Source organism: Nocardia sp. NPDC052316, assembly GCF_044547795.1.
In the GTDB taxonomy this organism is placed as follows: domain Bacteria; phylum Actinomycetota; class Actinomycetes; order Mycobacteriales; family Mycobacteriaceae; genus Nocardia.
The window spans coordinates 76,531-100,225 of the sequence record NZ_JBIUBB010000001.1 but is presented as its reverse complement, the minus strand read 5'-3'; the positions used below and the strand labels follow the sequence as shown (position 1 = coordinate 100,225).

Below are 23,695 nucleotides of genomic sequence, written 5' to 3'. Positions count from 1 at the left end.
GTATCACCTGAAGCGATCCGCCAGCAGGTCGAGTGTGGCCATGACGGCGCGGTAGTCGGGACGTCGGCTGGTGGCAGGTAGCTCGTAGACCTGGCCGGCCCGGAACGCAGGGAGCTGGGCCAGTATCGGGTCCTGCTTCAGCTGGGCGATGGTGCGGCCGCCGTCGCCCACGATGACGAACAGCACGGGTGCGTCGACGACGGTGCTCAGCAGTTCGGGGCTGAAGGTAACCCAGTCGCCGGCCGCGGGGCGGGTCGGGTTGCCCGCCTTCGCCTCGATCTTGTCGTCCATGGTGATGCCGACCGAGGACAGCAGCGCGGCAAGCGGGGTGTTGGGGGCGATCAAATAGGGCTTGTTGTCGTTGCTGGACTGCATCACCGCCGCCGCGCCCTGCGGCACCTTGATACCGGCCTTCACCTTCGCGGCCTTGTCGTTGTACGCGGTGATCAGGCCGTCCACCTTCGCGGACTGGTTCACGATGTCGGCCACCGACTTCAACTGGTCCTGCCAGTTGGTGATGTTGGACGGCACCAGCGCGGTCGGTGCGATGGCGGTGAGCTTGTCGTAGTCGTTGATCGACTGCTGGCCCGGGTAGCCCGGTCCGCCACCGATGATCAGGTCCGGCTGCTGGGCGGCGATGAACTCCAGGTTCATGCTGTCACCGGACGGCACCGCCTCGGTGCCCTGCTGCGCGGCGTCCGCGGCCCAGGAGGCCGGGAACTCACCGGGCTTCAGCGTGACGCCCAGGATGCGCGGATCTGCGGCCTTCACCTTCGCGCCCAGGTCGTAGAGGTATCCGGCGAGCGAGCCGTTGACGACCACGATGCGCTGCGGGGCGGCAGGCACGGTGACCACGCCCTTCGCGGTTTCCACCTGGCGGGTGCCGGATTCGCTCGGTTGGTCCGAGACTGAGCCGCCGCAGCCTGCCGCCGTCACGGCGACCGCGGCGATCAGCACAGCCACGGTGGCACGCACGCGTGCGGTCATTCGATGAACTGACATCAAAGAGGTTCCTTTCTAGGGGGTCAGGTGCGGAGTGAACTCGCGATGCCGCGTCAGCTCACACCCGCCGCGTTCTCCGCGAGCGGAATCACGAGTGGCGCACCGGTTTCCGGGTCGTCGATGATCCGGCAGCCGAGGGCGAACACCTCCCGTACCAGCTCGGCGGTCGCGATCTCGCGCGGCGCACCGGCGGCGATCACCCGGCCGTCCCGCATGGCGATGAGGTGATCGGCGTAGCGGAAGGCGTGGTTCAGGTCATGCAGCACGGCGACCACGGTCCGGCCGGAATTCCGGTTCAGCGAGCGGCACAGATCCAGCAGTTGGATCTGATGCGCGATATCCAGGTAGGTGGTCGGCTCGTCGAGCAGAATGATCGGCGTCTCCTGCGCCAGCACCATGGCGACCCAGACGCGTTGCCGCTGCCCACCGGAGAGCTCGTCCACCGAGCGGGCCGACAGATCGGTGACGCCGGTGGCGGCCATGGCCGCGGTGACCGCGGCTTCGTCCGCCCGCGACCACTGGCGTAGCAGGGTCTGGTGCGGATATCGGCCGCGCGCAACCAGATCCGCGACCCGGATGCCGTCCGGAGCGGTGGAGGACTGTGGGAGCAGACCGATGCGGCGGGCCACCTCCTTGGCTGGATAGGCGGTGATGGCCTTGCCGTCGAGCAGCACGGCACCCGCTTCCGGGGCGAGCAACCGAGCCAGCGCACGCAGCATGGTGGATTTTCCGCAGGCATTGGGGCCGATGATCACCGTGAAGGCCCCATCCGGAATATCGACGGAGAGTTGGTCGCTGATGGTGCGGCCGCGATAGCCGAGGCGCACCCGGTCGGCCCGCAATCGGACCCGATCGTCCAGTGCGCTGGGCTCCCGCACTCGATCTGCGCGGTCGGCATCCCATGCGATTCCGGCGCTGTGGTTCTCGTTCATCGTCGCCTCCTCTAATTCCGTCGCGCCTCGGCGACCAGCACATATGCCAGATACACCCCGCCCACCGAGACGGTGACGACGCCGACGGGCAGCGTGGTGGGTGCGAATATCCGCTGCGAGATCCAGTCGCAGGTCACCAGCAGCAGCGCACCCATGGCAGCGGCGGGAGCCAACGCGGTCGAGGCGGTGCGAGCCAGGCGGCGGCCCAATTGCGGTGCGGCCAAAGCCAGGAAGGCGATGGGTCCGGCGACGGCCGTGGCGACGGAGCAGAACGCGACGCTCAGCACGATCAGTAGCACACGGTCGCGTCCGACCCGGAGGCCGAACGCCTGCGCCAGATCGTCGCCCAATTCCAGGAGGTGCAGGCGGGACGCGGTGGCGAGAGCGGCCACGCCGAGCACCGCCAGCAGGATGAGCGTGGGCGCGACCTGCGCCGAGGTGGCTCTGCTCAGTGACCCGGCGCCCCAGGCGGCCGCCGACATGGCGGCGGTGAGATCGGCGCGCAGAATGAGCCAGGTATTGACCGAGGCCAGCATGGCGCTGACGCCGATGCCAACGATGATGAGCCGGAATCCGGTGACATTGTGCCGGAAGGCCAGCAGCTGAATGGCCAGGGCGGCAGCCAGTCCGCCGAGGAACGCACCCGCCGACGTCTGGAATCCGCCGCCGCCCAGCGTCAGCATGACGACGAGCGCGCCGGTGTAAGCGCCGGTGTTGAAGCCGACCAGATCCGGGCTGCCGAGCGGGTTGCGGGTCACCGATTGCAGGATCGCGCCGCTCACTCCGAGTGCCGCGCCCAACGCCAGGGCCAGCACCACCCGCGGAAGTCGCCAGTCCCACACCACGAGTCGGTCGAACCGCTGATCCCCGATGAACAGCGCGCGCAGCACTCGATCCGGTGGAATCGGGTAATCGCCGGTGCCCAGCGACAATACGGCCACGGCCAGTGCCGCGACGAGGAGAATCGCGCACACCACCACGGTGCGAACACCCACCCGAACGGCGAGGCGCCGGGTTCGGACCACCAGCACCGAGCGCCCGAAATCGATGGCGGTCATTGCTCGCTCACCCGGGTACGCCGCGCCAGCCAGATCAGGATGGGTGCACCGAGGAAGGCGGTCACCAATCCCGCCGCCACTTCGTCGGGCCGAACGAGTATGCGGCCCAGCATATCCGCGCCAAGCACCAGAATCGGCGCGAGCAGCATGGAGTAGGCGATGACCCAGCGCTGGTCGGGTCCGACGATCCAGCGGGCGATATGCGGCACCGCCAAGCCGACGAAGGTGATCGGCCCCACCGCGGCAGTCGCGGTGCCGCACAACAGGGTCAGCGACGTGACGGTGAGCAGCCGGGTCCGCCTGATGTGCACCCCCAGCGCGTGGGCGAGGTCGTCACCGAGGGCGACGGCATTGAGCGAGCGTGCGGCGAGCACCGCCGCCACCAGGCCGAGGAGAATGAACGGCGTGGCGCCGGTGATCACGTCGTAGCCGCGCCCGGTCAACGCTCCGGCATCCCAATTCCGCATATGGTCGAAGGCCTTGGGGTTCAGCAGTATCAACCCCTTGGTGAGTCCGGACAGCACGGCCGTGATGGCGACTCCGGCCAGCGTCAGCCGGACCGGATCCGTCCCCTGCCTGCCCGCGGTGCCGAGCCGGTAGACCACGACCGAGGTCACTGCGGCACCGATGAACCCGAACCACACGTACGACGTGATCTCGGTGACTCCCAGAAAAGCGACCGCCATCGCGATGACGAAGGCCGCCCCGGCATTGATGCCGAGCAGCCCCGGATCGGCCAGCGGGTTGCGCGTCAGCCCCTGCATGAGACAGCCGGCCACGCCCAGCGCGAGTCCGGCGAGCAGTCCGAGCAGCGTGCGCGGCACCCGGTACTCGGTGATGACCAGCGCGTCCGCCGACTCGCTTGCGTTCCAGAGCGCATCCAACACCTGCCCGGCCGGAATGGCCTTGGTCCCGATCATGATGCTGAGTAAGCAAGCAGCGATCAGTACGGCAGCAGCCAGCAGCCAGCCCGGCCAGCGCTTAGGCCGTGCGCGCGTACCTTCCATCTGGTTATTTCTCCACGACTTCCGAGCTGTAGCAGGGCCTGCGGCGAAGGTTCGCCGGGCAGGAGTCACGATCCCCAACGAGCTGAACTTAAGTTAGGCTTGGCTACCCTATCGTGTCGGCCAGCCTGGTAGTAGTCGCCCTGGTGCTACCAGCTGCACGGTGCCGAGCAACCCTCGTGCCGAGCGAGAGATGATCCCTCACACTCGGCGCAGTGGGGCTTCGAGCGCGGCGAGATAGGTTGTCGCGGCGTCAGCTTCGGTTGCGCCGAGGCGGCGATAGAGGTCGATGGCGTGGCGCAGGTGGGTGGTGGCGGTAGCGGCGTCTCCGAGGGCGGCGCGGCACCGGGCGGTGCCTTCCAAGGCGCGGGCCTGTTGGATTCGGCTGTCGATGTCGCGGGCCACGCTGAGCGCATGGGTGAACATCGTCAATGCCTCATTCGGGTCGCCGGCCGCCAACAGCGCCTTCGCGGTGTTGTTCAGTGCCTCGGCTTCTTTGACGCGGTAGCCGATGTCCCGGAACAGGGCCAAGGCTCGCCGGAAGAGGTCGGCGGCCTCCTCGTGCTCTCCGGTCTCCCGGCAGACGGTGCTGAGGTTGGCGAGTGCCTCGGCTTCGCCGAGACGGTAGCCGGTCTCGTGGAACAAGGTCAGGGCTTGCCGAGAGAGGCTGGTGGCTCGCTCGTGGTCGCCGGTTTCCCGGTACACGGTGGCCAGGTTGTTGAGGTTGATGGCTTCACCGAGGTGGTCACCGATCTCCCGGAACAGGGTCAATGCCTGTTGGATCAGGTCGGCGGCTTGCTCGTGGTCCCCGGTGTCGCGGCGCACGAGACCGAGGTTGCTGACGGCGTTGGCTTCGCCGAGGCGATAGCCGATTTCCTGGAACAGGGTCGCGGCGCGTAGCAGCAAGTCGGCAGCTTGATCATTGTGCCCGGTGTACCGGCGCACGCTGCCGAGGAAGCCGAGGGCGCTTGCTTCGCCGAGGCGATGACCGATCTGCCGGTACAGAGCGAGAACTTGTTGGAACAGGTGCGCGGCCTGCTCGTAGTCGCCGTTGTCTCGGCGCACGCCGCCCAGGCTGGCGAGGGTGTTGGCTTCGCCGAGACGGTAACCGGTGTCTCGGTACAGGGTCAGGGCTTGCCGAAGTAAGTCGGCAGCCCGGTCGTGGTTCCCGTTCCGCCACTGCATAATGCCGAAGTTACGGAGCGCATCGGCTTCGCCGAGGGGGTGGCCGATCTCCCGGTAAAGGGCAATCGCTTGCCGGATCAAGTCGGTGCGTTGCTCGTACTGCCCGGTCCGCACGTGGGCGATGCTGAGATGGGTGAGGGCGTTGGCTCGGCTGAGGTGGTCGCCGAGGCGTTCTGCGGCTTCGGCGGCGCGCTGGTGTAGCCGCAGGGCCGTTGGCCATTGCTCTTCGCGCTCGAGGAATTCCGCGAGTGCCTCGGTGAGTGCGACCATCTGCGTCGGATCGTGCTCGGCGGTGTATTCGAGGCAGGCGAGTAGGTTGGTTCGTTCGGTGCGCAGCCATGCCAGCGCGTGTGTCTCGCTGTCGAATTCCCGTAGCAGGGCGGCGGTCTTGGTCGGAGAGTGGTGATCGTGGGTGGGGCGGGGTCTGCGTGTGAGCCATTGGTCGGCCGCTGCGGCGGTACGGCGGTAGTAGTCCAGCAATCGCTGCACCGTCGCGGCGCCGTCGCTGGACGACGCGGCGAGGGCACGCGCGTATTCGCGCACCAGATCGTGCAAGCAGTACCGGCCCGGGGTGGTCTCCTCGACGAGGTGGTCGGTGTACAGCGCATCGAGTTCGGCTCGCGCTTCGGCGAGCGGTATGTCGTTCAGCGCGGCGACGGCGTAGGCGTCGAAGTCGGTGCCGGGGTGCAGTCCCAGCGTGCGGAACAGTTGCTGCCTGCCGGGTGGCAGGTTGTCGAATGACGCGGTGAACGCGGCACGAACCGCGCGTTGACCGGCGTCGAGTTCACCGAGCCGGTCCTGGGCGGCGCGGAACCGTTCGGCCAGCCCGGTGAGCGTCCACACCGGATGGTGGGCGGTTCGGCCGGCCAGTAGCACGATCGCCAGTGGTAAGTACCCGCACAACTGGACGATCTCGGCGGCGGCCGCGAGGTCGTCGCCTTGGGGGTTGCGTTGTGCCAGCTGGCAGAACAGGTCTTGCGCCTTGTCGGGATCGAGGGTTTCCAGCGGCAGCGGGAGGGCGCTGTCGAGGGCGATGAGCCGACGGCGGCTGGTGATCAAGGTGAGGCATTCGGATCCGGTTGGCAGCAACGGTTCGATTTGGTTGTGATCGCGGGCGTCGTCGAGAATCAGCAGCACGCGCTTGGCGGCGACACGGTCTCGCCACAGGTCACGGCGTGCGTCGAGGGTGCCGGGAATGTGGCTGGGTGCGATGCCGAGGCCGGTGAGCAGGGTGGCCAGCACCTCGGCCGGATCCGCGGGCTCTTTTCCGGGGGTGTGGGTGTTCAGTTCGACGAAGAACCTGCCGTCGGGAAACGAGTCCGCGAGCAGGTGTGCCGCATGGGTGACCAACGCGGTTTTCCCGACGCCGGGCATGCCGTCGACGGTATGGATGGCGACCACCCGGCCCGGCCCTGCCGCATCCAGGATCCGTGTCACCTCGACATCGCGTCCGACGAAGGTGGGGACGTCGCGTCGCAGCGAGGTCAGCACCGTGGGGCGTACCGGCTGGGTGCTGGCCGCCTTCCACAAATGCCGCCAGGCCGACCGGTTCGACAAGGGCGAGGGGACGGGACCGGATGCTTGCCGAGCCAACGAAATCAATGTCACCAGAACCGGATCCAACGATTCGAAGCGGGAAGGCACATTGCGGCCGGTCCGCCAATCGCTGATGCGCTGCATCAACGAGCGATGGCTCTGTGCCGGTACGCGGGCGGCCTTCCGCCGTGCCTCGGTGGCCGCCGCGACCCGTGCCAGCGTGGGATTGCCTGCGGCCTCCCAGAGTTCGGCGAACCTGGTCACGAAGAGCGCTCGTGGTGAAAAGTGTTCGCCGTCACCCCCGGTCCGACCGGTCTCGCTCGTCTCACCACGCACAACAACACACGATAAGGGCATGATCCGTTGCTTGTGTATCCGAGCTTGTCCGCCTCGGCTCCTGGAGAGCGACTGAGCCTGGCATGGCGACAGTGGCTTCTGTCGCCATCGGTCAGGGTCAGGTTGCGGCGGCTTGCGCGGCGAGCGCGGCGCGCAGCGAGCGGCGGCTGATCTTGCCTACACCGGTCTCCGGGAAGCTGTCCACCACCTGCAGCAGATCGGGAATCTTCCAGGTGGCCACGCCGCGTTCGCGCACGAACTGCCGGATCTGGCCCAGCGCGGGCGGTGTCGCCGGGTCGGCGGCCAGCACGAACACACAGCTACGCTCGCCGAGTCGCTCGTCGGGCACCGAGACGACGATGGCGTCGCGGATCAACGGGTGATCCAACAGGTGCGCCTCGATCTCCTCGGCCGAGATCTTCTCGCCGCCGCGGTTGACGCGGTCGCCGAGCCTGCCCTTGACCACCAGGTTGCCGTCGGCGCGCAGGTTGACGACGTCGCCGGTGCGGTACCAGCCGTCCTCGGTGAACGACGACGCGTTGGCCTCGGGATTACGGTAGTAACCGCGAATCGTGTACGGGCCCTTGGTGATCAGCAGGCCATCGGTGCCGGGCGGGACGGGGTCGCCCGCCTCGTCGACCACCGCCACCCGATCGTGCTCGGACATCGGGCGGCCCTGGGTCGAGAGCACCACTTCCTCCGGATCGTCGAGCCGGGTGTAGCAGACCAGGCCCTCGGCCATGCCGAACACCTGCTGCAGCGTGACGCCGAGGGCGGGGCCGATGCGGCGGGCCAGCTCGTCCGGGCAGCGGGCGCCGCCGACCAGCAGCACCCGCAGGCTCGAAATATCGTGCGTGGTACCGGCTTCCGCGCGTTCGACCCAGAGCCGGGCCAGCGGCGGGACCAGTCCGGTGATGGTGACGCCGAACCGTTCGATCGCGCCGAACGCCGCGGTGGGGGAGGGGTCGACGGCCAGCGCCACCGTGCCGCCCGCGTACAGCGCGCCGAGGATGCCCGGCGAGCTCATCGGGAAGTTGTGGGCCACCGGCAGCGCCGCGAGGTAGACGCTGGTGCTGTCGAGTCGGCAGAGCTCGGCGCTGCGGCGCACGCTGTAGAGGTAGTCGTCGTGGGTGCGCGGGATGAGCTTCGGGGTACCGGTGCTCCCGCCGGACAGTTGCAGGAACGCGATCCCGTCGGCGGCCACCGCGGGCAGCTCGCGCGGGGCGGCTCGCAGGTCGTCCAAGGCGCGCGTGCCGTCGGGCAGCGCGGTGCCGTCCCGGTCCGGGACGACGATCACGTGCCGCAGGTCCGGGGCCTGGTCGCGCAGGGTCGCGGCGAGGCCTGCGTGGTCGAACTTCTGGTGGTGGTGACAGGTGACCATCGCCACCGCGCCGCTGGCCTGCGCGATCGGAACCAGCTCGGACTGCCGGTGCGCGGGCAGGCAGAAGACCGGCAGCGCACCCGCGTAGAAGAGGCCGAAGATCACCTCGACGAATTCGGCGATGTTGGGCAGCTGGACCAGGACTCGATCACCTGGCTGAATTCCGAGTTCGAGGAATCCCGAGGCCAGCGATGTGGCGCGTGTCTCGAGTTCGGCGTATGTCCAGCGATTTCGCTCGTCTACCACGGCAATCGCGTCCGGTGTCGTGCCTGCGCGCGATCTCAGCAGGTCGCCGAAGGTTTCGCCGGTCCAGTACCCCAGCGCCCGATAGGCCTCGACTTCTGCTGCGGGCCAAGGGGTTAGGTCGGATTGGGACGGCACTATCGAACTCCTTCTAGCCGAAACGGCGATGGTTTACTTATCTGAATAATTAAGGTTAGGCTAAGCATATGTCTAGGGAGAGTAAAGCCGGTGGCGGTGTGATAATCACCGGCGCCGCCGGTGGTATCGGCCGAGCGGCGGCGGAAATCTTCGCGGCCAGGTCGGCGGCGCCCGTGGTGCTGTGGGATCACGATGCGGCGGTGCACGGCACCGCCGACGAGATCGGTGCGACCCGGACCGAGAGCATCACCCACGCCGAACAGGTCGATGTGACCGATGCCGACTCCGTGGACCGCGCGTTCGCTGCCGTCATCGATCGTATCGGCCCGATCGACGCCGTGGTACACGCGGCGGGCGTGCTGGAAACCGGTGCGGTGTCGGAACTCACCGGCGCGCAATGGGATCGGTGCCTTGCGGTGAACGCCACCGGGACGATGAACGTCACCCGGCGGGCCGCCGCGGTGCTCGCCGCGCACGGCGGCGGCTCGATCGTGGTCGTCACCTCGAACGCTGCGACGACCCCCCGGGTCGGCATGGCCGCCTACGGTGCGTCCAAGGCGGCGGCGACGGCCTTCGCCATGGCGCTCGGCCTGGAGGTGGCCGCCGCGGGCGTTCGGGTGAACGTGGTGTCACCGGGCTCCACCGACACGCCCATGCTGCGCGGCATGTGGACCGAGGACGCGGCCGAATTGTCCGCCGCTGCACGCGATCACGTCCTGGCCGGCGACCCGGCGAACTTCCGCCTCGGCATCCCGCTGCGTCGGGTGGCCCAGCCTGAGGACGTCGCCGAAAGCATCTACTTCCTGACATCGCCCGGTGCCAGGCACATCACCATGCACGACCTGCGTGTCGACGGCGGCGCCACCTTCGACGCCTGAGCGTCCCATCATTTCGAACAGGAGAAGACCGTTGGCCATCCCGCCGATAGCGCCGTATTCGATTCCGGCGCGCGAGGACGTCGAGGCGAATCAGGTGCCGTGGACGCTGGATCCGTCGAGGTCCGCGCTGCTGATCCACGATATGCAGCGCTACTTCATCGACGCCTACCAGCCCGACCTCGACCCGATCGCGACCGTCACCACGAATATCGCGCGGCTGCGCGAGCAGTGCAACGCGGCAGGCGTTCCGGTGATCTACACCATGCAGCCCGGTGACCAGCACCCCTCGCGCCGCGGCATTCTCGCGGACTTCTGGGGCAGCGGACTGAGCAACGGCCCGTCCGCCGAGATCATCGGCGAGCTGAGCCCCGGCCCGGCCGATATTCAGGTCACCAAGTGGCGCTACTCCGCCTTCCAGCGGACCGACCTTCGCGAGTTGCTCAACCACTACAACCGCGATCAGCTCGTCATCACCGGTGTGTACGCCCACATGGGCTGCATGCTCAGCGCCGCGGACGCGTTCATGAACGACATCAAGCCGTTCGTGGTGCTGGACGCGACCGCGGACTTCGGGCGCGATGAGCACGTGATGGCCATGAACTACGTCGCGCGCCGCTGTGGCGCGGTGACCACCACCGACGCGCTGGAATTCGCGCTGCGGCAATCGAATGCGGCCTGATCAGGCTCTGGAAATCTCGAGGAGAAACATGAGCGAGCCGGTTACCTTCGGCCGCCAGGACGTGATCGCCGATGTCGCGGCCGCGTTGGGTGTGGCACCACACGAGGTGCCCGAAGACGCGGATCTGACCGACGCTGGCCTGGATTCGGTGCGGTTGATGTCCCTGGTCGAGAAGTGGCGTTCCGCCGGCGCCGAGCAGGCGGACTTCGCGACCCTGGCCGCCGAGCCGGTGCTCAGCGCCTGGCTGGATGTTCTCGTACCCGCGGATCCGGCATGACCGGTCGACCCGTGGACGAGATCGTCGACATCGCGGGGATCGGTTTCGGGCCGTCGAACCTGGCGCTGGCCATCGCGATCGAAGAGCACAATCAGAATCTCGCGCCCGCACAACGGTTGACGGCCAGGTTCGTCGAGGCGAAGGACCGCTTCGAGTGGCATCCCGGGATGCTGCTGCCGGGGGCGACGATGCAGATCTCGTTCCTCAAAGACCTGGTCACCCAGCGCAATGTGCGCAGCAGATACAGCTTCTTGAATTACCTGAAGGAGCACGACCGGCTCACCGATTTCATCAACCTGTCGACCTTCCGGCCGACGCGGCTGGAGTTCCAGGACTACTTGCGCTGGGCCGCACGGACGGTGGACGTCCAGGTGGCCTACGGCACCAAGGCCGTCTCGGTCGCGGCGACCGGCGATTGCTTCGAGATCCGGCTCAGCGGGCAGGCCGAGGGCGTGCTCCGGGCCAGGAACATCGTCGTGGCGGTGGGGCTTTCGGCGCGGCTGCCGGACGGTGTCACCGCCTCGGAGCGGGTGTTCCACAGCCATGGTCTGCTGCCTCGGCTCGCGGCGCTGCCGCCGTTGCGGCACAACAGGTTCGTGGTGATCGGCGCGGGACAGAGCGCGGGCGAAGTGGTCGGGCACCTGCACCAGACCTACGAAAGTTCGGCTGTGCACGCCGTTTTCGGCAAGTACGGGCTCAGCCCCGCGGACGACAGTCCCTATGCGAACCGGATCTTCGATCCCGCGGCGGTGGATGATTTCTACTCCTCGTCGCCGGAGCTGCGCAAGCAGTTGATGAGCTACCACCGCGGCACCAACTACTCCGCGGTGGAGCCCGCGCTGATCGAGCAGCTGTACGCGCACGAGTACGCCGAGCGGGTGGCGGGCACCCGGCGGCTGTTCATGCACGGCGCCTCGGCGGTCACCGGCATCGATGATTCCGACGGCGCGGTGCGGGTCGACGTGACGCACGGGCCGACCGGGCTCACCGAGACGCTGGTCTGCGATGCGGTGGTGTGTGCCACCGGGTTCCGCCCCGGCGATGTGCGCGGTCTGCTCGGCGAGCTGACCGGGTCGGTGGCCTTCGAGGAGGCCGGTCCGCAGGTGACGCGGGACTACCGTCTGGTGCCGACGGCGCCGCTGCCCGGCGATATCTACCTGCAGGGTGGCACGGAACACACCCACGGTCTTTCGTCCTCGCTGCTGTCCAATATCGCGGTCCGGACCGGCGAGATCGTCCGGTCCATCGCGCGGTCCTCGGCTGCGGGCACACGTGCCGAATGTGCCGCTGAGCGGGCGGGAAGGTAACCGGACAGTCGCGCGGCCGTCCCGCTGCCTCCGGCACATCGGGTAATCCGATATTCGCCCGGTCTCGTAGCGCGCGACCGTGCACTCGAGGCTGAAGTGCGCAGGGAAAAACGTACCGGTTGACAGGATTAGGTCTGCCTAACCTAAGCTCTACGCATCCCGACCACACCTGAGAAGGACTTAAGAATGTTGATGAGGAACTTTGCCGCGACGGCGTCGCTGCTGATCGCCGCGCTAGGCGTCACGGCAGGCACGGTCAACGCGGCACCGGCCGCGGAGGCCGACGCGCCGATCAATTTCACCGCCGAGACCACCGACACCCAGGCCATCGTCTCCCTGGACGCGGGCTCGCTCGTGGTCGAGGACGGCGCGCTGAAGATCAAGGCCGCCAACGGCAATGTCGTCGCGGGCACCCCGCTGCAGTTCCGGCTCGACGACTTCACCTTCCCGATCGCCGCGGACATCTCCGGCCGCACCGCGAAGCTGACCCCGCAGCTGGACATGGGCAAGGCCGTTTACACCCCGGTCGCCCTGCCCTTCGAGGACAAGGCGCCCTGGAAGACCGAGTACGACCGTGAGCAGGCGGCCTGGAGCCGGATGACCGCCACCATCAGCCTCGGTGCCAGCATCGCGACCCTGGTCGGCGGCATCGGCGGCGCGGCCGTCGGCTGTGTCCTCGGCGGCATCGTCGGCGGTGCCGTGATCGGTGGCACCATCGTCGGCCTGTTCGGTCCGTTCCTCGGTGGCATCGCCGCGGGCTGCCTCGCCGGTGCGGCCGCCATGGGCGCCCTCGGCACCGTCGCGGGCCAGATCTTCATCACCGCTCCGGTGGCGATCGGCGCGGCGATCCAGTACTTCACCACGATCAACCAGCCGTTCAACCCGCCGGCTCCGGCCAAGTAGTCTTCGGCTGACAGCTGCACAGATATAGGTCAGGCCCCGCTTCGGCGGGGCCTGACTCGTTCCGTGCTGTTGCCGGAATCGGTACGGGACCGCGGCCGGTCGTTACGAAGGCAGGGGGCCGACCGGCACCGGAGTGCGATGCGACACTTCGGGTTCCGGGCGCCGGATCTCCAGCAGCCCCGCCGCACCGAACTTGCGGACGAGTTCCGAGTCGCTGATGACCTCGAGGAACTTCTCCACATGCATCGACTTGTCGCGCGCGTGCACCGTCAATTCCCGGCGAATCGGGCGGGACAGTCGAATGATGGACAACAGCCGGGCCGATCCGTGCAGCGCCATCTTCGGCACCAGTGCGACGCCGACGCCGTGTTCCACCAGGCTCAGCGCGGTCGTCACATCGGGGGCGCGGACGGCGAACCGGACATGCACGCCCGCCCGGCCCGCCTCGCGCGAAACGGTGTCGGTGAGATCGGAGTTCGCGCCGCACCTGATCCACGGCGCCTCGACCAGTTGTTTCCACGAGCCGTCGAAGCTGCTGCGCTGACTGGGATGGCAGACGACGACGAGCTCTTCCTCGCCGAAGCAGTGCACGACCCGCGAGCTGGTCTGCTCCAGCGGTCCAACGGCCAGATCGAGCGCACCCTCTTCGAGCGTCGCGTTCAGCTCGCGCAGGTCGGTGAACGCCCTGACCTCGATGCTGTCGATATTGCGTTCGTGGCGCATCCGGTAGATCAGCGGCGGCAGCAGCTTCTGGGCGATCGTCGGCGTCGTGCCGACGGTCATCACGCCGTCGCCGAAGGTCTGCCCCATGGCCATGGCCTGCCGGGCGGACTCGACGACGTCGGAGGCCTGGGCGAAGAACTCTCTGCCGAACTTGGTGAGCCGCGAGCGGCGCGACCTGGGGTCGAACACCTTGCGGCCGAGCGAGGTCTCCAGCGCGTCGATCTGTTGCGACATCGCCGAGGGAGTTATTCCGAACCGCCGGGCGGCGGCGGACAGTGAACCCAGCTGCACTGCGTTCACAAAGTAATCGAACTGTCGGAGCGTGATCGTATTGGAAGTAAGCAAGGGGTAATCAGACATCGGCAACCTTTGTATCGAGCCGTCGGCTCATCCGCAGCACCTTCGGTCCATCACTGAAAATTAAGTGGCATTCCGTCACCGAGTCATGGCACGCGCCGGTCGACACGGACCGGCAATCACATCACATTCTTTCGTTAACTGTGCGTTCATCCGCGAATTGTGGCGAAGCCGGAATGGCTGCCATCGAGGTGTTGCGCCGACTTGTGTGCAAGCAGTATCTACTGCGACGACTGCTACGTCAAACGTTACGCCAAGCTAAACCTCCGTGTAACCCAGATCACATTGTTGCTTCAATTGCATGACTCGGCTGCGTTCCGACCTGGGTCGATTGCGGACGAACGTTCCGTCTGCAACTGATGGCGTACGACCTTCCTTCGGGCTCGCAGGATGCGTGTCACGGAACCATTTTGACCACGAATGGCCTTGGTTAGGTGCTGATTCAAGGGAAATCTGAAGGGATATTAGCTCGCCTAACAACGCCTGCTTGCTACCGTTATCGAGACCCCGTCGAGGCGTCGTGGTGATTCGAGAGTAGGCGCCGAAGCGGCGGTGCTGGGAGCCGTGCTGTGATCCGGTGGTGATCTGCGGAAGCACTTCCTGTGATATGGCTGTGATCGGGTATCTATGCGACTGTTAATCGGACCTTGATTCGATGTAAGAATGTCCGTTCTGCTTGTTGGTCACACCCGGCGAGTTCTACGCTCCGAAATGGAAGCCGACAGCCCGCACTACCGCGTACATGACCGCAGAGCGGCGGTCGAACGGCTCCCGACCGGCAGTTCGGATCAGGTCGTACCCAGCGGTGGGCTGTCGGCTTCGCCAGCGATCCAGCATTTCGAAGGAAGGCATCTGATGGGGAAGCACAGCGCGCCGCGAAATAGTGTCGTTCCCGCGCGACTGGCGGTGCTCTCGACGGCGACACTGATCGGCCTGGCGGTCTCCACCCAGGGCGGCGCCGGGCAAGCCATCGCGGCGGGCACGAACGCCGCCGCGGGCTCGGGTGACGACGTATGGATCGCGCCGCCGAAGCAGGTGATGTCCCCGGCGGTGGCGCCAGCGACCTATCAGCAGCAGGCACGGCCGGACGTCGTCGCGCCCGTCCGGGCCGAGCGACCGGCGCCGCGCAGCGAGCGGCCCGCCCCCAAGCCGGGCGGCACCGCGAAGCCGGGACCGGCGCCGAAGGGTGACGGCACCACCTCGCCGCTGGCCACCCTCGTGGATTCGCTCGCCACGGGCAGTGCGGCACTGCCCGCGCCGCTGCGCACGGTGCTGGAGGCGCTGGCCAAGGAGGTCGGGCCGGTGCTGGCGAAAGGCCTGATCCAGCTGATCACCAGTAACAACCCGCAGGGCCCGAAGGGGCGGCACGCAGCGCCCGCGCCTGCCGCTGATTACGCGGAGGATGCCGACTCCGAGGTCGACGACTCTGATGCTGTCGACGACTCGGGGGAGGCCGGTGACTCCGATGTCGTCGATTACGCCGAGGAGGCCAGCGACTCCGACACTGTCGACGGCTCCGATGAGACCAGCGTCGGAATCCACTCCGGCGCGGCCGAGGATTCCGCCGACGCCACTGGTGACTTCGACGACGCCGGCGCCGACGACGCGGAGAGCGCCGGTTACTCCGAGAGCGTCGACAGTGCCGGTTATGCGCAAGACGGCGATGACACCGGTTACACCGAGGACGGCGACGACACCGACGTCGCTGATTACGCCGACGTCGTCGACGAGGCCGACGCCGACGCCGACTGGAAACCGCTCGCGCTGGAGCCGAGCCCGGTCGGCTGATATTTGTTCTAAAAGTTCGACAACTCTCGAAGGAAATTGTGCGTTTCTCCCCCGCTACAATGCTGTCTTTTTCCACCGCTGTCGGCTTCTCGGCGTTCGCGTTCTGCGCCGTTGCCGGGGCACCCGCCGCGCAGGCGGCGCCCGAATCGCAGGCTCCCGCCGATGCGGTGGTCAGCCTCACCAACAATGAACGTGCCAAAGCGGGCTGTCCCGCGCTGAAAGTTGAAAGCCGTCTTACCCGAGCCGCGCAAGGCCATTCGGAGGATATGGCCGCGGGTGGCTTCATGGATCACAACTCGTCGAAAGGCGATCCGGGGGATCGGATCAGGGCAACGGGCTATCGAGCGCAGACCTGGGCGGAGAACATCGCCGCCGGTCAGCGCAGCGCGAGCGAGGTGGTCAACGCGTGGATGAACAGCGCAGGGCACCGGGCCAATATCCTCAACTGCGGCCTGCGCGATATAGGTGTCGGCTATGCCAAGAGTGGCAACGGCACGCCCTACTGGACGCAGAATTTCGGCACGTCCAACGGATCGCCGGACGAGAAGCCCGCGGGTGGGGACAAGCCGGGTAAGCCGGGCGGGGACAAGCCCGGCGGCGACAAGCCGGGCGGCGACAAGCCCGGCGGCGGGGATACACCCGGCGGGGACAAGCCCGATACGCCTTCCGACGGCGACGGTAATCCGCCTTGTGATCAGTGGAATCCCTGGGGTGACGGTTCGGACAATGGCGACGATTCGTCCTGGGATCCGTGGGGCGATGGATCCGACAATGGTTCGGACAATGGCGACAATTCGCCCTGGGACCCGTGGGGCGACGGTTCCGAGACCACGCCGGATAGTGGCGAGGCGTCCTGGAACCCGTGGGGCGATTCGTCGTGGGACCCGTGGGCCGACGCCAACGCCGGCGAGTCGTCCTGGGATCCCTGGAGCAACGGCTTCGACAAGCCCGCGAACAATGCGGCGTGGGATCCGTGGAGCAACGGCTTCGACGAGATCTTCGGAAAGCTGGTAGGTAAGGGCGCCTGGTAGCCCGCCACCCCTCAGCGGTGCCGCCGGACTCGACGAGGAGTCCGGCGGCACTTTTTTGTCCGTGCGCGCTCAGCTGTTGGGCGGGGTGCTGGTGCAGGTCGGGCGGGCGGTGGCGTCCGGGTCCAGCGCGTTCAACACCAGCTGAGCCACCACCTTGTCGTAGGGCAGTAGGAGATGGTCGGTCAAGTCGCCGGGGCAGTAGTCCTGGACGACGTGGTTGGCGATATTCGGCCCCTGCACGATTCCGCTGGAGTACGGCACCACGAACTCGTCGTGCTCGGTGACGATGTTGGTGTAGGTGACACCGGGCACCGTGCTGCCCGCGGTGGCAAGCTTGCGCAGGAACTCCGAGCCGGTCTGAATCTGCAAGCAGGCGGCACAGACCGGGTCCACGACGGCGGTCAGTGCGGGCGTCAGCCGTAGCCTGGCGGCCAGCGCGGTGAAGAGGGTGCCGAACCCGAGCGAGCTGGTGCCGTTCCAGCCAGGCCCGATCGAGATGAAGCGGTCGATCTTGTTCGCGCCACCGAGGAACTTGGCGTAGTAGTCGGTGACCAGACTGCCTTCCGAATGCGCGACGATATCGACGCTCTGCGCGCCGGTTGCCGCCCGCACCTTGATGATGAAGTCGCGTAGCTGCTGTGCGCTCTGCTCGATCGGCAACAGCCCGCCGAGTGCGCCTAGCGGTCCGGGCATTCCCGGGATCGCGCCGTAGGCCAGGGCGTACACGCAGTAGCCGTTGTTCGCCAGCAACGGCGCGAGCGCACCCCAATCCAAGCGCACCGTCTCCGGCCCGCCGTGCACCAGCACGATCGGATTGGGATGCCGCGCAGTGGGTTTGCAGGTCCAGTCGTTGGCGCCGGCCGGTGCGGCACCGGGGTGGTCCATCTCGGCGTCCACCGCGTCGCTGAACAGGTAGGAGACGGGATACGGCGGTCGCGACCCGGCCGGACCGTTCGGCTCGCCTGCGGCGGCGGGCGCGGCCACCACCCCGGCGGCGATCGCGGCAATGGTCAGCCGGACAATGGGATTACGGCGCATAACCTGGGCCCCTTTCTGCGCATCAGTCCAGACCCACCAGCTAACCGCGAAGTGACGACAACAGAACACCTCGGTGGACAGCTTGTTGTGTTTGTCTCCGCTTGTCGACGAACATCACCGTGGCTTCAGATGGTTAAGCGCGACAACAGGTTTGAGCGCGATATGGGTACCGTCCGGCGTCAGGAACCGAGAAAGGCGAGTAGTTCGCCGGTGACGAACTCCGGGTTCTCCTCGGCCAGCCAATGCCCGGCCCGCGGTACCTCGACCGCGCGGGTCACCGTAGCGATCCGTGGCGCGACGGTCGCCATGGTGGAGTCGACCAGTCCGGCGGCGGTCAGCACCAACGTGGGTGTGGTGACGGGAGACGCCGCGATATTGGCGGCGACATCCTGGTCGAGGGTGCGGTACAACTCGAACCCGCCGTGCAGCACCTCGGGGCGTCGGTAAGTGCGGGCGTACTCATCGATTTCAGCGTCGGTGAACGGTGACGTGGCGCCCGAGCCGCCGAATGCGGTGCCGCCGAGGGCGACCTGCGGATAGAACAGATTGAGGTACTCGCGCACATCGTCGCCGACCACGGCTTCCGGTACTTGCCGCTGCGCATGGAACGCTATGTGCCAGCTCATATTCCGATACTGCGCACCGCTGACCGCGGGCCCCGGTAGCGGCAGGTCCAGATAGCCGAGTTTGGTGATGTCCCGCGGGAATTGGACCGCGTACTGGAACGCCACCGCCGCGCCCAGATCGTGCCCGACGACCCTGGCCTCGCGCAGCCCGAGCTGCTCGGCGACGAGGGTGTGCACGTAGCGGGCCAGGGTCGCCTTGTCGTAGGACGGCGGCGACCCGGTGCTGTCACCGAGGCCGGGCAGGTCGAGCGCGTATACGGTGTAGTGCTCGGCCAAGGCCGGCATGATGGCGCGCCACTCGAACCAGGTCTGCGGCCAGCCGTGCAGCAGCACCAGGGCGGGGCCGGAGCCGCCGGTGACGTAGTGCATGCGCACGCCGTCGACGTCGGCGAACTCGTGCCGGAAGGTGCGGTTGAACGCCGCGTCGTCGCGGGTGGCGGCGTCGAAATCGGATGGTTGTTGTGCGGCCACCGCGTCGGCCGGTGTTGCCTGGTCGGTGCTGGCTCCGCACCCGGTGATCAGCACGAGCGCGGCCGCGGCGGCAGCGATCAGGCGGGCAGGATGTTTCCGATGATGCATGGGTGTCTCTCTGCTACAAGGGTTTCAGCGCCCGGTGGCGCCGTCGATGAGTTCCCGAAGGATGTCGGCGTGCCCGGCGTGCCTGCCTGTCTCCTCGATCAGGTGGGTCAGCGTCCAGCGCCAGCACGGTGCGGCGCGGCGTCCACCCGGTCGTGGACCGTCCGCGGTCAGGTCGGTGCAGCGGGCGACGGCTTCGTTCGCCGCGGCGTTGGTCTGCCGGTAGGCGCTGCGGAGTTGCTCGGCGCTCTCGTCGGGCGTCGGGCGGAAGGTGGCCGCCCAGTCGGTGACCGGGTGCTCGAGCAGCCAGTAGCGCTCGACCTGGGTGAGGTGCTTGATCAGCCCGAGCAGATTCGTCCCGGAGTCGACACCGGGTGTACGAATCTGCGGTTCCGGCACGCCGTCGGTCTTGGCGAGTACCGCGTCGCGCAGGTAGTCGAGGAAGCCGAGCAGCACCTCTTTCTCCCCGGGGCCGGTCTGCGGCGGGCCCGCGTCGCGCCGGCGTCGTGGTGTTGGCATGGTCGATTCCTCCGTTCGGAGTGAAAGTCGTTGGGGGAGTGGGTCAAGCGGTGGTGCGGCGGATGACCAGGACGTGGTCGACGACCGTCGCGGTCTGGCCACCGGGACCGGTCGCACGTCGCCGCGGTGAGTCCGCGCGCTCGACGAACCATTGCGCGGGATCGAGCGCCAGCTCGGCGGACACCTCGGTCGGCGTGGGGTAGTGGGCCTCGGGATCCTGATTCCAGGACCACGGTGCGGTAGAGCCGTGGTCGACGACCAGGAGACGGCCGCCGGGGCGCAGCGCGTGTGCCGCGGTGCGCAGGACGCGGGCCCGGCGCAGCGCGAACGGTGTGTGGAAGTACTGCGCGGACACCAGGTCGAAGGTGCCCGCGGGAAAGTCCTCGGCCAGATCGACGCAGTGCGCGCCGATGTTGTCCAGGTCCAGTGCGCGGGCCTTTTCGGTGAGGCGCCGCACTGCGGTGTCCGCGATGTCGACCGCGGTGACCTGCCAGCCGCGCGCGGCGAGCCACAGCGCGTCGTCGCCGGGCCCGCAGCCCAGGTCGAGCACGGTGCCGGGGGTGAGTGCGTCCGCGATCTCGGTGAGCACGGGGTTGGCCCGACCGGTGCGGATGGGCCGTGGCGTGCGGTAATGCTCGTCCCAGAAGCGGGCGGCGTCGGTATCGGTGGAGTGCGTGCCCATGCGGCCTCATCCCTTTCGAAGATCAACAGGAACCGTTTTCACTGTGGCTCCGGGACGCCCGTGATTGCACGCAAACTTGCCGTCTCGGCAAGATGGAGGGCATGGCCGATGACATCGACGAAGTCCTGGATGCGGTCGGGCCGCGGCTGCGCGCGCTGCGCAGACAGCGCGGCATCACCCTCGCCGAGCTCGCGGCGAAGACCGCCATCTCGGAGAGCACCCTGTCCCGCTTGGAGAGCGGGCAGCGGCGGGCCACCCTGGAGTTGCTACTGCCGCTGGCCCGCGCCTACGACGTCCCGATCGACGACATGGTCGGCGCGCCACGCACCGGCGACCTGCGGATCCACCTGCACCCGATCCATCGGCACGGCATGACGTTCATTCCGCTGAGCCGCAGGCCAGGAGGCACCCAGGCCTACAAAATGCTCATCCCGGCCAGGAAGCAGCCTGCCGAAGTGACGCTGAAAACGCACAGCGGTTTCGAGTGGCTGTATGTGCTCAATGGCACACTGCGCTTGATCGTCGGCGAACAGGACATCACGCTGCCGCCCGGTGAGGCCGCGGAATTCGACACGTCGCTGCCGCACTGGCTCGGTTCGGCCGACGGACAGGCGGTGGAGCTGCTCATTCTGTTCGGCTTGCAGGGTGAGCGCGTGCACGTCCGCCCCCGGCACGAGTGAAAAGGCAAGGGGTACAACGTGACCGACCGTGCCGAAGAACTCGCCCGTCTTGCCACAGGCTGGGACGAGGCGGTGACCGGGTATGAGGCGTACTACGTCCCACGCTTCGCGCCATGGGTGCGCGCCGCCGTGCGAGCGGTCACCGGCGCCGCCCTGCCGCCGGGGCCGGTTCTCGTCCCGTGCTGTGGGACGTTCCCGGAGCTGGACGCGCTGGTCGCGCAGTTCCCGGACCGCGAGCTGGTCGGCATCGATCTGTCCCCGGGCATGGTGCGCCGGGCCCGCGCACGCGCCGCCCGGTACCCGCAGGTGAGCGTCGTCGAAGGGGACGCATCGACGCTGGATTCGCGTTGGGCACAGCAGTGCGCGGCGGTGGTGTCGGTCTTCGGGCTACAGCAACTGCCCGAGCCGGACCAAGCAATCCAATCCTGGGCGGCGGCTTTACGCCCCGGCGGCCGGCTCTCGGTTGTCTTCTGGCCGAGCGGAACCGAAACCGAAGGCCCGTTCGCGCTACTGTCCGAAGTCCTGCGCGCCGAGGTACCCGCAGGCGACAGATCCTGGGAACAACGCCTGGCCCCCGCCCTGTTGACTCAGGGCACCCGCATCGAACGAGACGAGCGCATCTCCTACCCCATGTCCCACCCCGACGCGGCAACGTTTTTCGACACCCACACCAGCTCCGGCCCCCTGCGCCCCCTGGCCACCGCCCGCGGCGCCGACTTCATCGCCGGACTACGCGACGAATTCCTCCGCCGTGCCCCGTCCGGTGCATGGCACCACGAACCCCGCGCCCGCCACCTCGTCGCCGACGCCTGACCGGCACCTATCGATCAGGCTGAAAGCTGCGGCGGATCAAGGTGATACCGATGCCGGTCACCCAGATCGTGGCGGCACCGATGAACGGGAGAACGACCTCGAACCGGAGTCCGTCCACCCTGGCGACCAGTGCCGCGCCGCCCAGAAACCAGCCTGCGGCGCCGATGAGGCCGAGCCAGCACAGGATTCGGGAGAATTCGCGCGTCAACAGCAGTGCCGCCGCGTAGATCGTCAACCCGAGACCGAGCAGGGCCTGAGACAACATCGAGGTGGCACCGACCAGCACTTCGAGCATTCGGGCGTCGGCAACGGCGTTGCCAGCGGCCAGATCGCCTGCGGCCCAACGCTCCGCGGTGACGCCGATGCCGAAGCCATCGTGTGCGTAGTCGACCGCGAAGACCGCGACCGCGACGATCAGCACCGGCTCGCCCATCCGCGCGACCACTCGGCCGAGTGGATCGCGCACCGTACGGCCGACCGTCGAGAATGCCACCACCCAGGCGAGCATGGCCAGAATTCCGGCCAGTCGCATGACGAACCAGGGGCGCTCGTTGACGTGTTCGAGCACCGCGAGGTAATCGGTCCTCGGCACGTTGCCGAGCAGCGCATTGACGAAGGCGATCAGCACGACCCCGGTCAGCGCGACAATACCGCCGATGCGCAGCTGTAGCCGACGAAACCGCTCAGCGGCAACGGGTTTCATGACAACGAGATTTGACATCGGCTGCCTCCCGGGGAGAGTCAATCGCACCAGGAAGTATCCGCCGACCCGGACCTCTCACACATCAGGGAAACCACTTAAGGGCCGTTCCCGACCCCACTATCGATGGCTCGGCAGTGGGGTCGACACACAGCCGGCGAACAAACCGGCATCACCGAATGCCAAGTCGGCGAAGCGTTCTCCGATAAGGCGGTGCGTGGCGGGATCCGGGTGCAGGTGGTCGGGGAGAGGCAGCTCCTGGTAATCCCGCTCGCCGTAGAGCGAGCGGCCGTCGAGGTAGTGCAGGTTCGGGTCGTCGGCCGCGCGCTGCTTGGTGATGCGGGCGAGTTCGTCGCGGATGATGTTGAGGGTCAGCCGCCCGGTAGCGCGGTCCGCCGGGTCGCCGGTGGCGCGGAAAGTTACTCTCCTGCCGTCGAATTCGAGGGCACCAGGACCGGGCGTGTCCTCGTGGATCGGGCAGAGAATGGGGGAGACGACCACCAGCGGCGTGCTCGGGTGCCCGTCCCGGATGGTGTCGAGGAAACCGTGCACCGCGGGTCCGAAGGCCCGCCACCGCATCACGTCGGTGTTGACCACGTTGATGCCGATCTTGAGACTGATCAGATCCGCTGGGGTGTCACGGATGGCGCGCGCGACGAACGGGTCGAGCAGGCAGTTGCCGCGCAGGCTCAGGTTGACCAGCTCGACCTCGCCGCGGGCCGCGGCCAGAGCGGGCCAGGTGCCGGTCGGTCGGTCGGCGTTGGCGCCGTGACTGATCGAACTGCCGTGGTGCAGCCACGTTTTGCGGCCACGGTCCGGCGTCGCCTCGACCGGTGCGTCGGTGCGCAGGGCGACCAACTCGGTGATTTCGGTGTGCGGCAACCAGATTTCGATGTCCTTCGGATCGCCGGACAGTCCGTCGAATCGGAGGGTGCCTGCCGGGCCTGCCTCGGTGACCTTGGCCTGGGTGGCCATGTCGACGACGTGGCGGGTGCCGCCGGGCACGGTGCCCTGGCCGGCCGGTCGACCGTCCACGAGCAGCTCGTACACACCGTCCGGCGGCGCAGGGGCGCCCCGGTAGACGGTGCGGATGGGCAGCGTGTCCAGCTCGATGAGGGTCGCGGTGGTCCGGAAGGCCAGCCGCACACCGGCGGGTTGCGCCTCGACCATCGCTAAATAGTCGTCGGGAAACTGCTTGCGCGCACTCGCCGGAAGACGATGCGGCAGTAGACCGTTCGCGGTTCGCTCGACATCGAGTGCGCCACGGAGGATTTCGGGTCGAATGGAGGTGGTGATCATGAAG

22 protein-coding genes are annotated in these 23,695 nt (G+C 67.6%); 9 read left to right on the top strand and 13 right to left on the bottom strand.

Translation table 11 applies throughout. The features are described from left to right. Nucleotides 1-3 precede the first annotated feature (3 nt). The 6 genes from ACIHA7_RS00480 to ACIHA7_RS00455 all read right to left on the bottom strand — a co-directional run bounded on the left by ACIHA7_RS00480 (nt 4) and on the right by ACIHA7_RS00455 (nt 8,815). The gene (locus ACIHA7_RS00480) at nt 4-1,002 is read right to left on the bottom strand and encodes an ABC transporter substrate-binding protein (RefSeq protein WP_397284033.1); all 999 of its coding nucleotides are present in this window, start codon (nt 1,000-1,002) and stop codon (nt 4-6) included. A 53-nt stretch (nt 1,003-1,055) separates the two neighbouring features. Next, complete coding sequence (locus ACIHA7_RS00475; protein ID WP_397284031.1) at nt 1,056-1,934, bottom strand: ABC transporter ATP-binding protein; 879 nt, start codon at nt 1,932-1,934, stop codon at nt 1,056-1,058. Between the two features lie 11 nt (nt 1,935-1,945). Next, nucleotides 1,946-2,992, bottom strand: coding sequence for a FecCD family ABC transporter permease (locus tag ACIHA7_RS00470; protein WP_397284029.1), 1,047 nt, complete (start codon nt 2,990-2,992; stop codon nt 1,946-1,948). After that, complete coding sequence (locus ACIHA7_RS00465; protein ID WP_397284027.1) at nt 2,989-3,999, bottom strand: iron chelate uptake ABC transporter family permease subunit; 1,011 nt, start codon at nt 3,997-3,999, stop codon at nt 2,989-2,991. Before ACIHA7_RS00465 ends, ACIHA7_RS00470 begins: the two co-directional genes overlap by 4 nt. 198 nt (nt 4,000-4,197) lie before the next feature. Continuing rightward, nucleotides 4,198-6,981, bottom strand: coding sequence for an ATP-binding protein (locus ACIHA7_RS00460; protein ID WP_397284025.1), 2,784 nt, complete (start codon nt 6,979-6,981; stop codon nt 4,198-4,200). A 190-nt stretch (nt 6,982-7,171) separates the two neighbouring features. Further along, entirely contained in the window at nt 7,172-8,815 is a 1,644-nt protein-coding gene (locus ACIHA7_RS00455) for a (2,3-dihydroxybenzoyl)adenylate synthase (protein WP_397284023.1), read from the bottom strand. A gap of 68 nt (nt 8,816-8,883) precedes the next feature. On the opposite strand from ACIHA7_RS00455, the gene ACIHA7_RS00450 reads away from it, so the two are divergent. The 5 genes from ACIHA7_RS00450 (at nt 8,884) to ACIHA7_RS00430 (ending at nt 12,859) form a co-directional block, all read left to right on the top strand. Then, on the top strand, nt 8,884-9,693 hold the full coding sequence (locus ACIHA7_RS00450) for an SDR family oxidoreductase (protein WP_397284021.1): 810 nt from the start codon (nt 8,884-8,886) through the stop codon (nt 9,691-9,693). A gap of 31 nt (nt 9,694-9,724) precedes the next feature. Next, nucleotides 9,725-10,372, top strand: a complete 648-nt coding sequence (locus tag ACIHA7_RS00445) for an isochorismatase family protein (protein ID WP_397284019.1) — start codon at nt 9,725-9,727, stop codon at nt 10,370-10,372. Nucleotides 10,373-10,400: 28 nt separating this feature from the next. Further along, complete coding sequence (locus ACIHA7_RS00440; RefSeq protein ID WP_397284016.1) at nt 10,401-10,649, top strand: phosphopantetheine-binding protein; 249 nt, start codon at nt 10,401-10,403, stop codon at nt 10,647-10,649. Next, nucleotides 10,646-11,956, top strand: coding sequence for a lysine N(6)-hydroxylase/L-ornithine N(5)-oxygenase family protein (locus ACIHA7_RS00435; RefSeq protein ID WP_397284014.1), 1,311 nt, complete (start codon nt 10,646-10,648; stop codon nt 11,954-11,956). Before ACIHA7_RS00440 ends, ACIHA7_RS00435 begins: the two co-directional genes overlap by 4 nt. Before the next feature lie 186 nt (nt 11,957-12,142). Further along, nucleotides 12,143-12,859: a hypothetical protein gene (locus ACIHA7_RS00430; RefSeq protein ID WP_397284012.1), complete on the top strand. Its 717-nt coding sequence runs from the start codon at nt 12,143-12,145 to the stop codon at nt 12,857-12,859. Nucleotides 12,860-12,961: 102 nt separating this feature from the next. Here the strand turns inward: ACIHA7_RS00430 and ACIHA7_RS00425 are convergent, their stop codons facing one another. Then, on the bottom strand, nt 12,962-13,942 hold the full coding sequence (locus ACIHA7_RS00425) for a LysR family transcriptional regulator (protein WP_107658685.1): 981 nt from the start codon (nt 13,940-13,942) through the stop codon (nt 12,962-12,964). 852 nt (nt 13,943-14,794) lie between these two features. Between ACIHA7_RS00425 and ACIHA7_RS00420 the strand changes: the two genes are divergently transcribed. Both ACIHA7_RS00420 and ACIHA7_RS00415 read left to right on the top strand, forming a co-directional pair. Then, nucleotides 14,795-15,727, top strand: coding sequence for a hypothetical protein (locus tag ACIHA7_RS00420; protein ID WP_397284009.1), 933 nt, complete (start codon nt 14,795-14,797; stop codon nt 15,725-15,727). Between the two features lie 59 nt (nt 15,728-15,786). Beyond that, the gene (locus tag ACIHA7_RS00415; RefSeq protein ID WP_397284007.1) at nt 15,787-16,758 is read left to right on the top strand and encodes a CAP domain-containing protein; all 972 of its coding nucleotides are present in this window, start codon (nt 15,787-15,789) and stop codon (nt 16,756-16,758) included. Nucleotides 16,759-16,827: 69 nt separating this feature from the next. Here ACIHA7_RS00415 and ACIHA7_RS00410 read toward each other — a convergent pair whose 3' ends face one another. From ACIHA7_RS00410 to ACIHA7_RS00395, 4 genes are all read right to left on the bottom strand, one after another. Further along, entirely contained in the window at nt 16,828-17,796 is a 969-nt protein-coding gene (locus ACIHA7_RS00410; protein WP_397284005.1) for a lipase family alpha/beta hydrolase, read from the bottom strand. Between the two features lie 179 nt (nt 17,797-17,975). Then, nucleotides 17,976-19,001 carry an alpha/beta fold hydrolase gene (locus tag ACIHA7_RS00405; RefSeq protein ID WP_397284003.1) on the bottom strand — a complete coding sequence of 342 codons (1,026 nt, stop codon included), beginning with the start codon at nt 18,999-19,001 and terminating at the stop codon, nt 17,976-17,978. Nucleotides 19,002-19,025: 24 nt separating this feature from the next. Continuing rightward, nucleotides 19,026-19,517, bottom strand: coding sequence for a DinB family protein (locus ACIHA7_RS00400; protein ID WP_397284001.1), 492 nt, complete (start codon nt 19,515-19,517; stop codon nt 19,026-19,028). Nucleotides 19,518-19,560: 43 nt separating this feature from the next. Continuing rightward, entirely contained in the window at nt 19,561-20,199 is a 639-nt protein-coding gene (locus ACIHA7_RS00395; RefSeq protein WP_397283999.1) for a class I SAM-dependent methyltransferase, read from the bottom strand. Between the two features lie 101 nt (nt 20,200-20,300). Here ACIHA7_RS00395 and ACIHA7_RS00390 point away from each other — a divergent pair, with 101 nt between their 5' ends. Beyond that, complete coding sequence (locus ACIHA7_RS00390) at nt 20,301-20,879, top strand: helix-turn-helix domain-containing protein (protein ID WP_397283997.1); 579 nt, start codon at nt 20,301-20,303, stop codon at nt 20,877-20,879. An 18-nt stretch (nt 20,880-20,897) separates the two neighbouring features. Continuing rightward, entirely contained in the window at nt 20,898-21,692 is a 795-nt protein-coding gene (locus tag ACIHA7_RS00385) for a class I SAM-dependent methyltransferase (protein WP_397283995.1), read from the top strand. A 7-nt stretch (nt 21,693-21,699) separates the two neighbouring features. On the opposite strand, the gene ACIHA7_RS00380 is transcribed toward ACIHA7_RS00385, so the two are convergent. Both ACIHA7_RS00380 and ACIHA7_RS00375 read right to left on the bottom strand, forming a co-directional pair. Further along, nucleotides 21,700-22,395 (bottom strand): DUF4386 domain-containing protein, encoded by a 696-nt coding sequence (locus tag ACIHA7_RS00380; protein WP_397283993.1) that lies wholly within the window; start codon nt 22,393-22,395, stop codon nt 21,700-21,702. A 117-nt stretch (nt 22,396-22,512) separates the two neighbouring features. Continuing rightward, nucleotides 22,513-23,691: a GDSL-type esterase/lipase family protein gene (locus ACIHA7_RS00375; protein ID WP_397283991.1), complete on the bottom strand. Its 1,179-nt coding sequence runs from the start codon at nt 23,689-23,691 to the stop codon at nt 22,513-22,515. Between the last annotated feature and the right edge of the window lie 4 nt (nt 23,692-23,695).

What these genes read in the sequence shown, in the direction of transcription:
- ACIHA7_RS00480 (WP_397284033.1), bottom strand. Translation starts at nt 1,002, where the DNA reads ATGTCAGTTCATCGAATGACCGCACGCGTGCGTGCCACCGTGGCTGTG.
- ACIHA7_RS00475 (WP_397284031.1), bottom strand. Translation starts at nt 1,934, where the DNA reads ATGAACGAGAACCACAGCGCCGGAATCGCATGGGATGCCGACCGCGCA.
- ACIHA7_RS00470 (WP_397284029.1), bottom strand. Translation starts at nt 2,992, where the DNA reads ATGACCGCCATCGATTTCGGGCGCTCGGTGCTGGTGGTCCGAACCCGG.
- ACIHA7_RS00465 (WP_397284027.1), bottom strand. Translation starts at nt 3,999, where the DNA reads ATGGAAGGTACGCGCGCACGGCCTAAGCGCTGGCCGGGCTGGCTGCTG.
- ACIHA7_RS00450 (WP_397284021.1), top strand. Translation starts at nt 8,884, where the DNA reads ATGTCTAGGGAGAGTAAAGCCGGTGGCGGTGTGATAATCACCGGCGCC.
- ACIHA7_RS00440 (WP_397284016.1), top strand. Translation starts at nt 10,401, where the DNA reads ATGAGCGAGCCGGTTACCTTCGGCCGCCAGGACGTGATCGCCGATGTC.
- ACIHA7_RS00435 (WP_397284014.1), top strand. Translation starts at nt 10,646, where the DNA reads ATGACCGGTCGACCCGTGGACGAGATCGTCGACATCGCGGGGATCGGT.
- ACIHA7_RS00430 (WP_397284012.1), top strand. Translation starts at nt 12,143, where the DNA reads ATGTTGATGAGGAACTTTGCCGCGACGGCGTCGCTGCTGATCGCCGCG.
- ACIHA7_RS00425 (WP_107658685.1), bottom strand. Translation starts at nt 13,942, where the DNA reads ATGTCTGATTACCCCTTGCTTACTTCCAATACGATCACGCTCCGACAG.
- ACIHA7_RS00420 (WP_397284009.1), top strand. Translation starts at nt 14,795, where the DNA reads ATGGGGAAGCACAGCGCGCCGCGAAATAGTGTCGTTCCCGCGCGACTG.
- ACIHA7_RS00415 (WP_397284007.1), top strand. Translation starts at nt 15,787, where the DNA reads ATGCTGTCTTTTTCCACCGCTGTCGGCTTCTCGGCGTTCGCGTTCTGC.
- ACIHA7_RS00410 (WP_397284005.1), bottom strand. Translation starts at nt 17,796, where the DNA reads ATGCGCCGTAATCCCATTGTCCGGCTGACCATTGCCGCGATCGCCGCC.
- ACIHA7_RS00405 (WP_397284003.1), bottom strand. Translation starts at nt 19,001, where the DNA reads ATGCATCATCGGAAACATCCTGCCCGCCTGATCGCTGCCGCCGCGGCC.
- ACIHA7_RS00400 (WP_397284001.1), bottom strand. Translation starts at nt 19,517, where the DNA reads ATGCCAACACCACGACGCCGGCGCGACGCGGGCCCGCCGCAGACCGGC.
- ACIHA7_RS00395 (WP_397283999.1), bottom strand. Translation starts at nt 20,199, where the DNA reads ATGGGCACGCACTCCACCGATACCGACGCCGCCCGCTTCTGGGACGAG.
- ACIHA7_RS00390 (WP_397283997.1), top strand. Translation starts at nt 20,301, where the DNA reads ATGGCCGATGACATCGACGAAGTCCTGGATGCGGTCGGGCCGCGGCTG.
- ACIHA7_RS00380 (WP_397283993.1), bottom strand. Translation starts at nt 22,395, where the DNA reads ATGAAACCCGTTGCCGCTGAGCGGTTTCGTCGGCTACAGCTGCGCATC.
- ACIHA7_RS00375 (WP_397283991.1), bottom strand. Translation starts at nt 23,691, where the DNA reads ATGATCACCACCTCCATTCGACCCGAAATCCTCCGTGGCGCACTCGAT.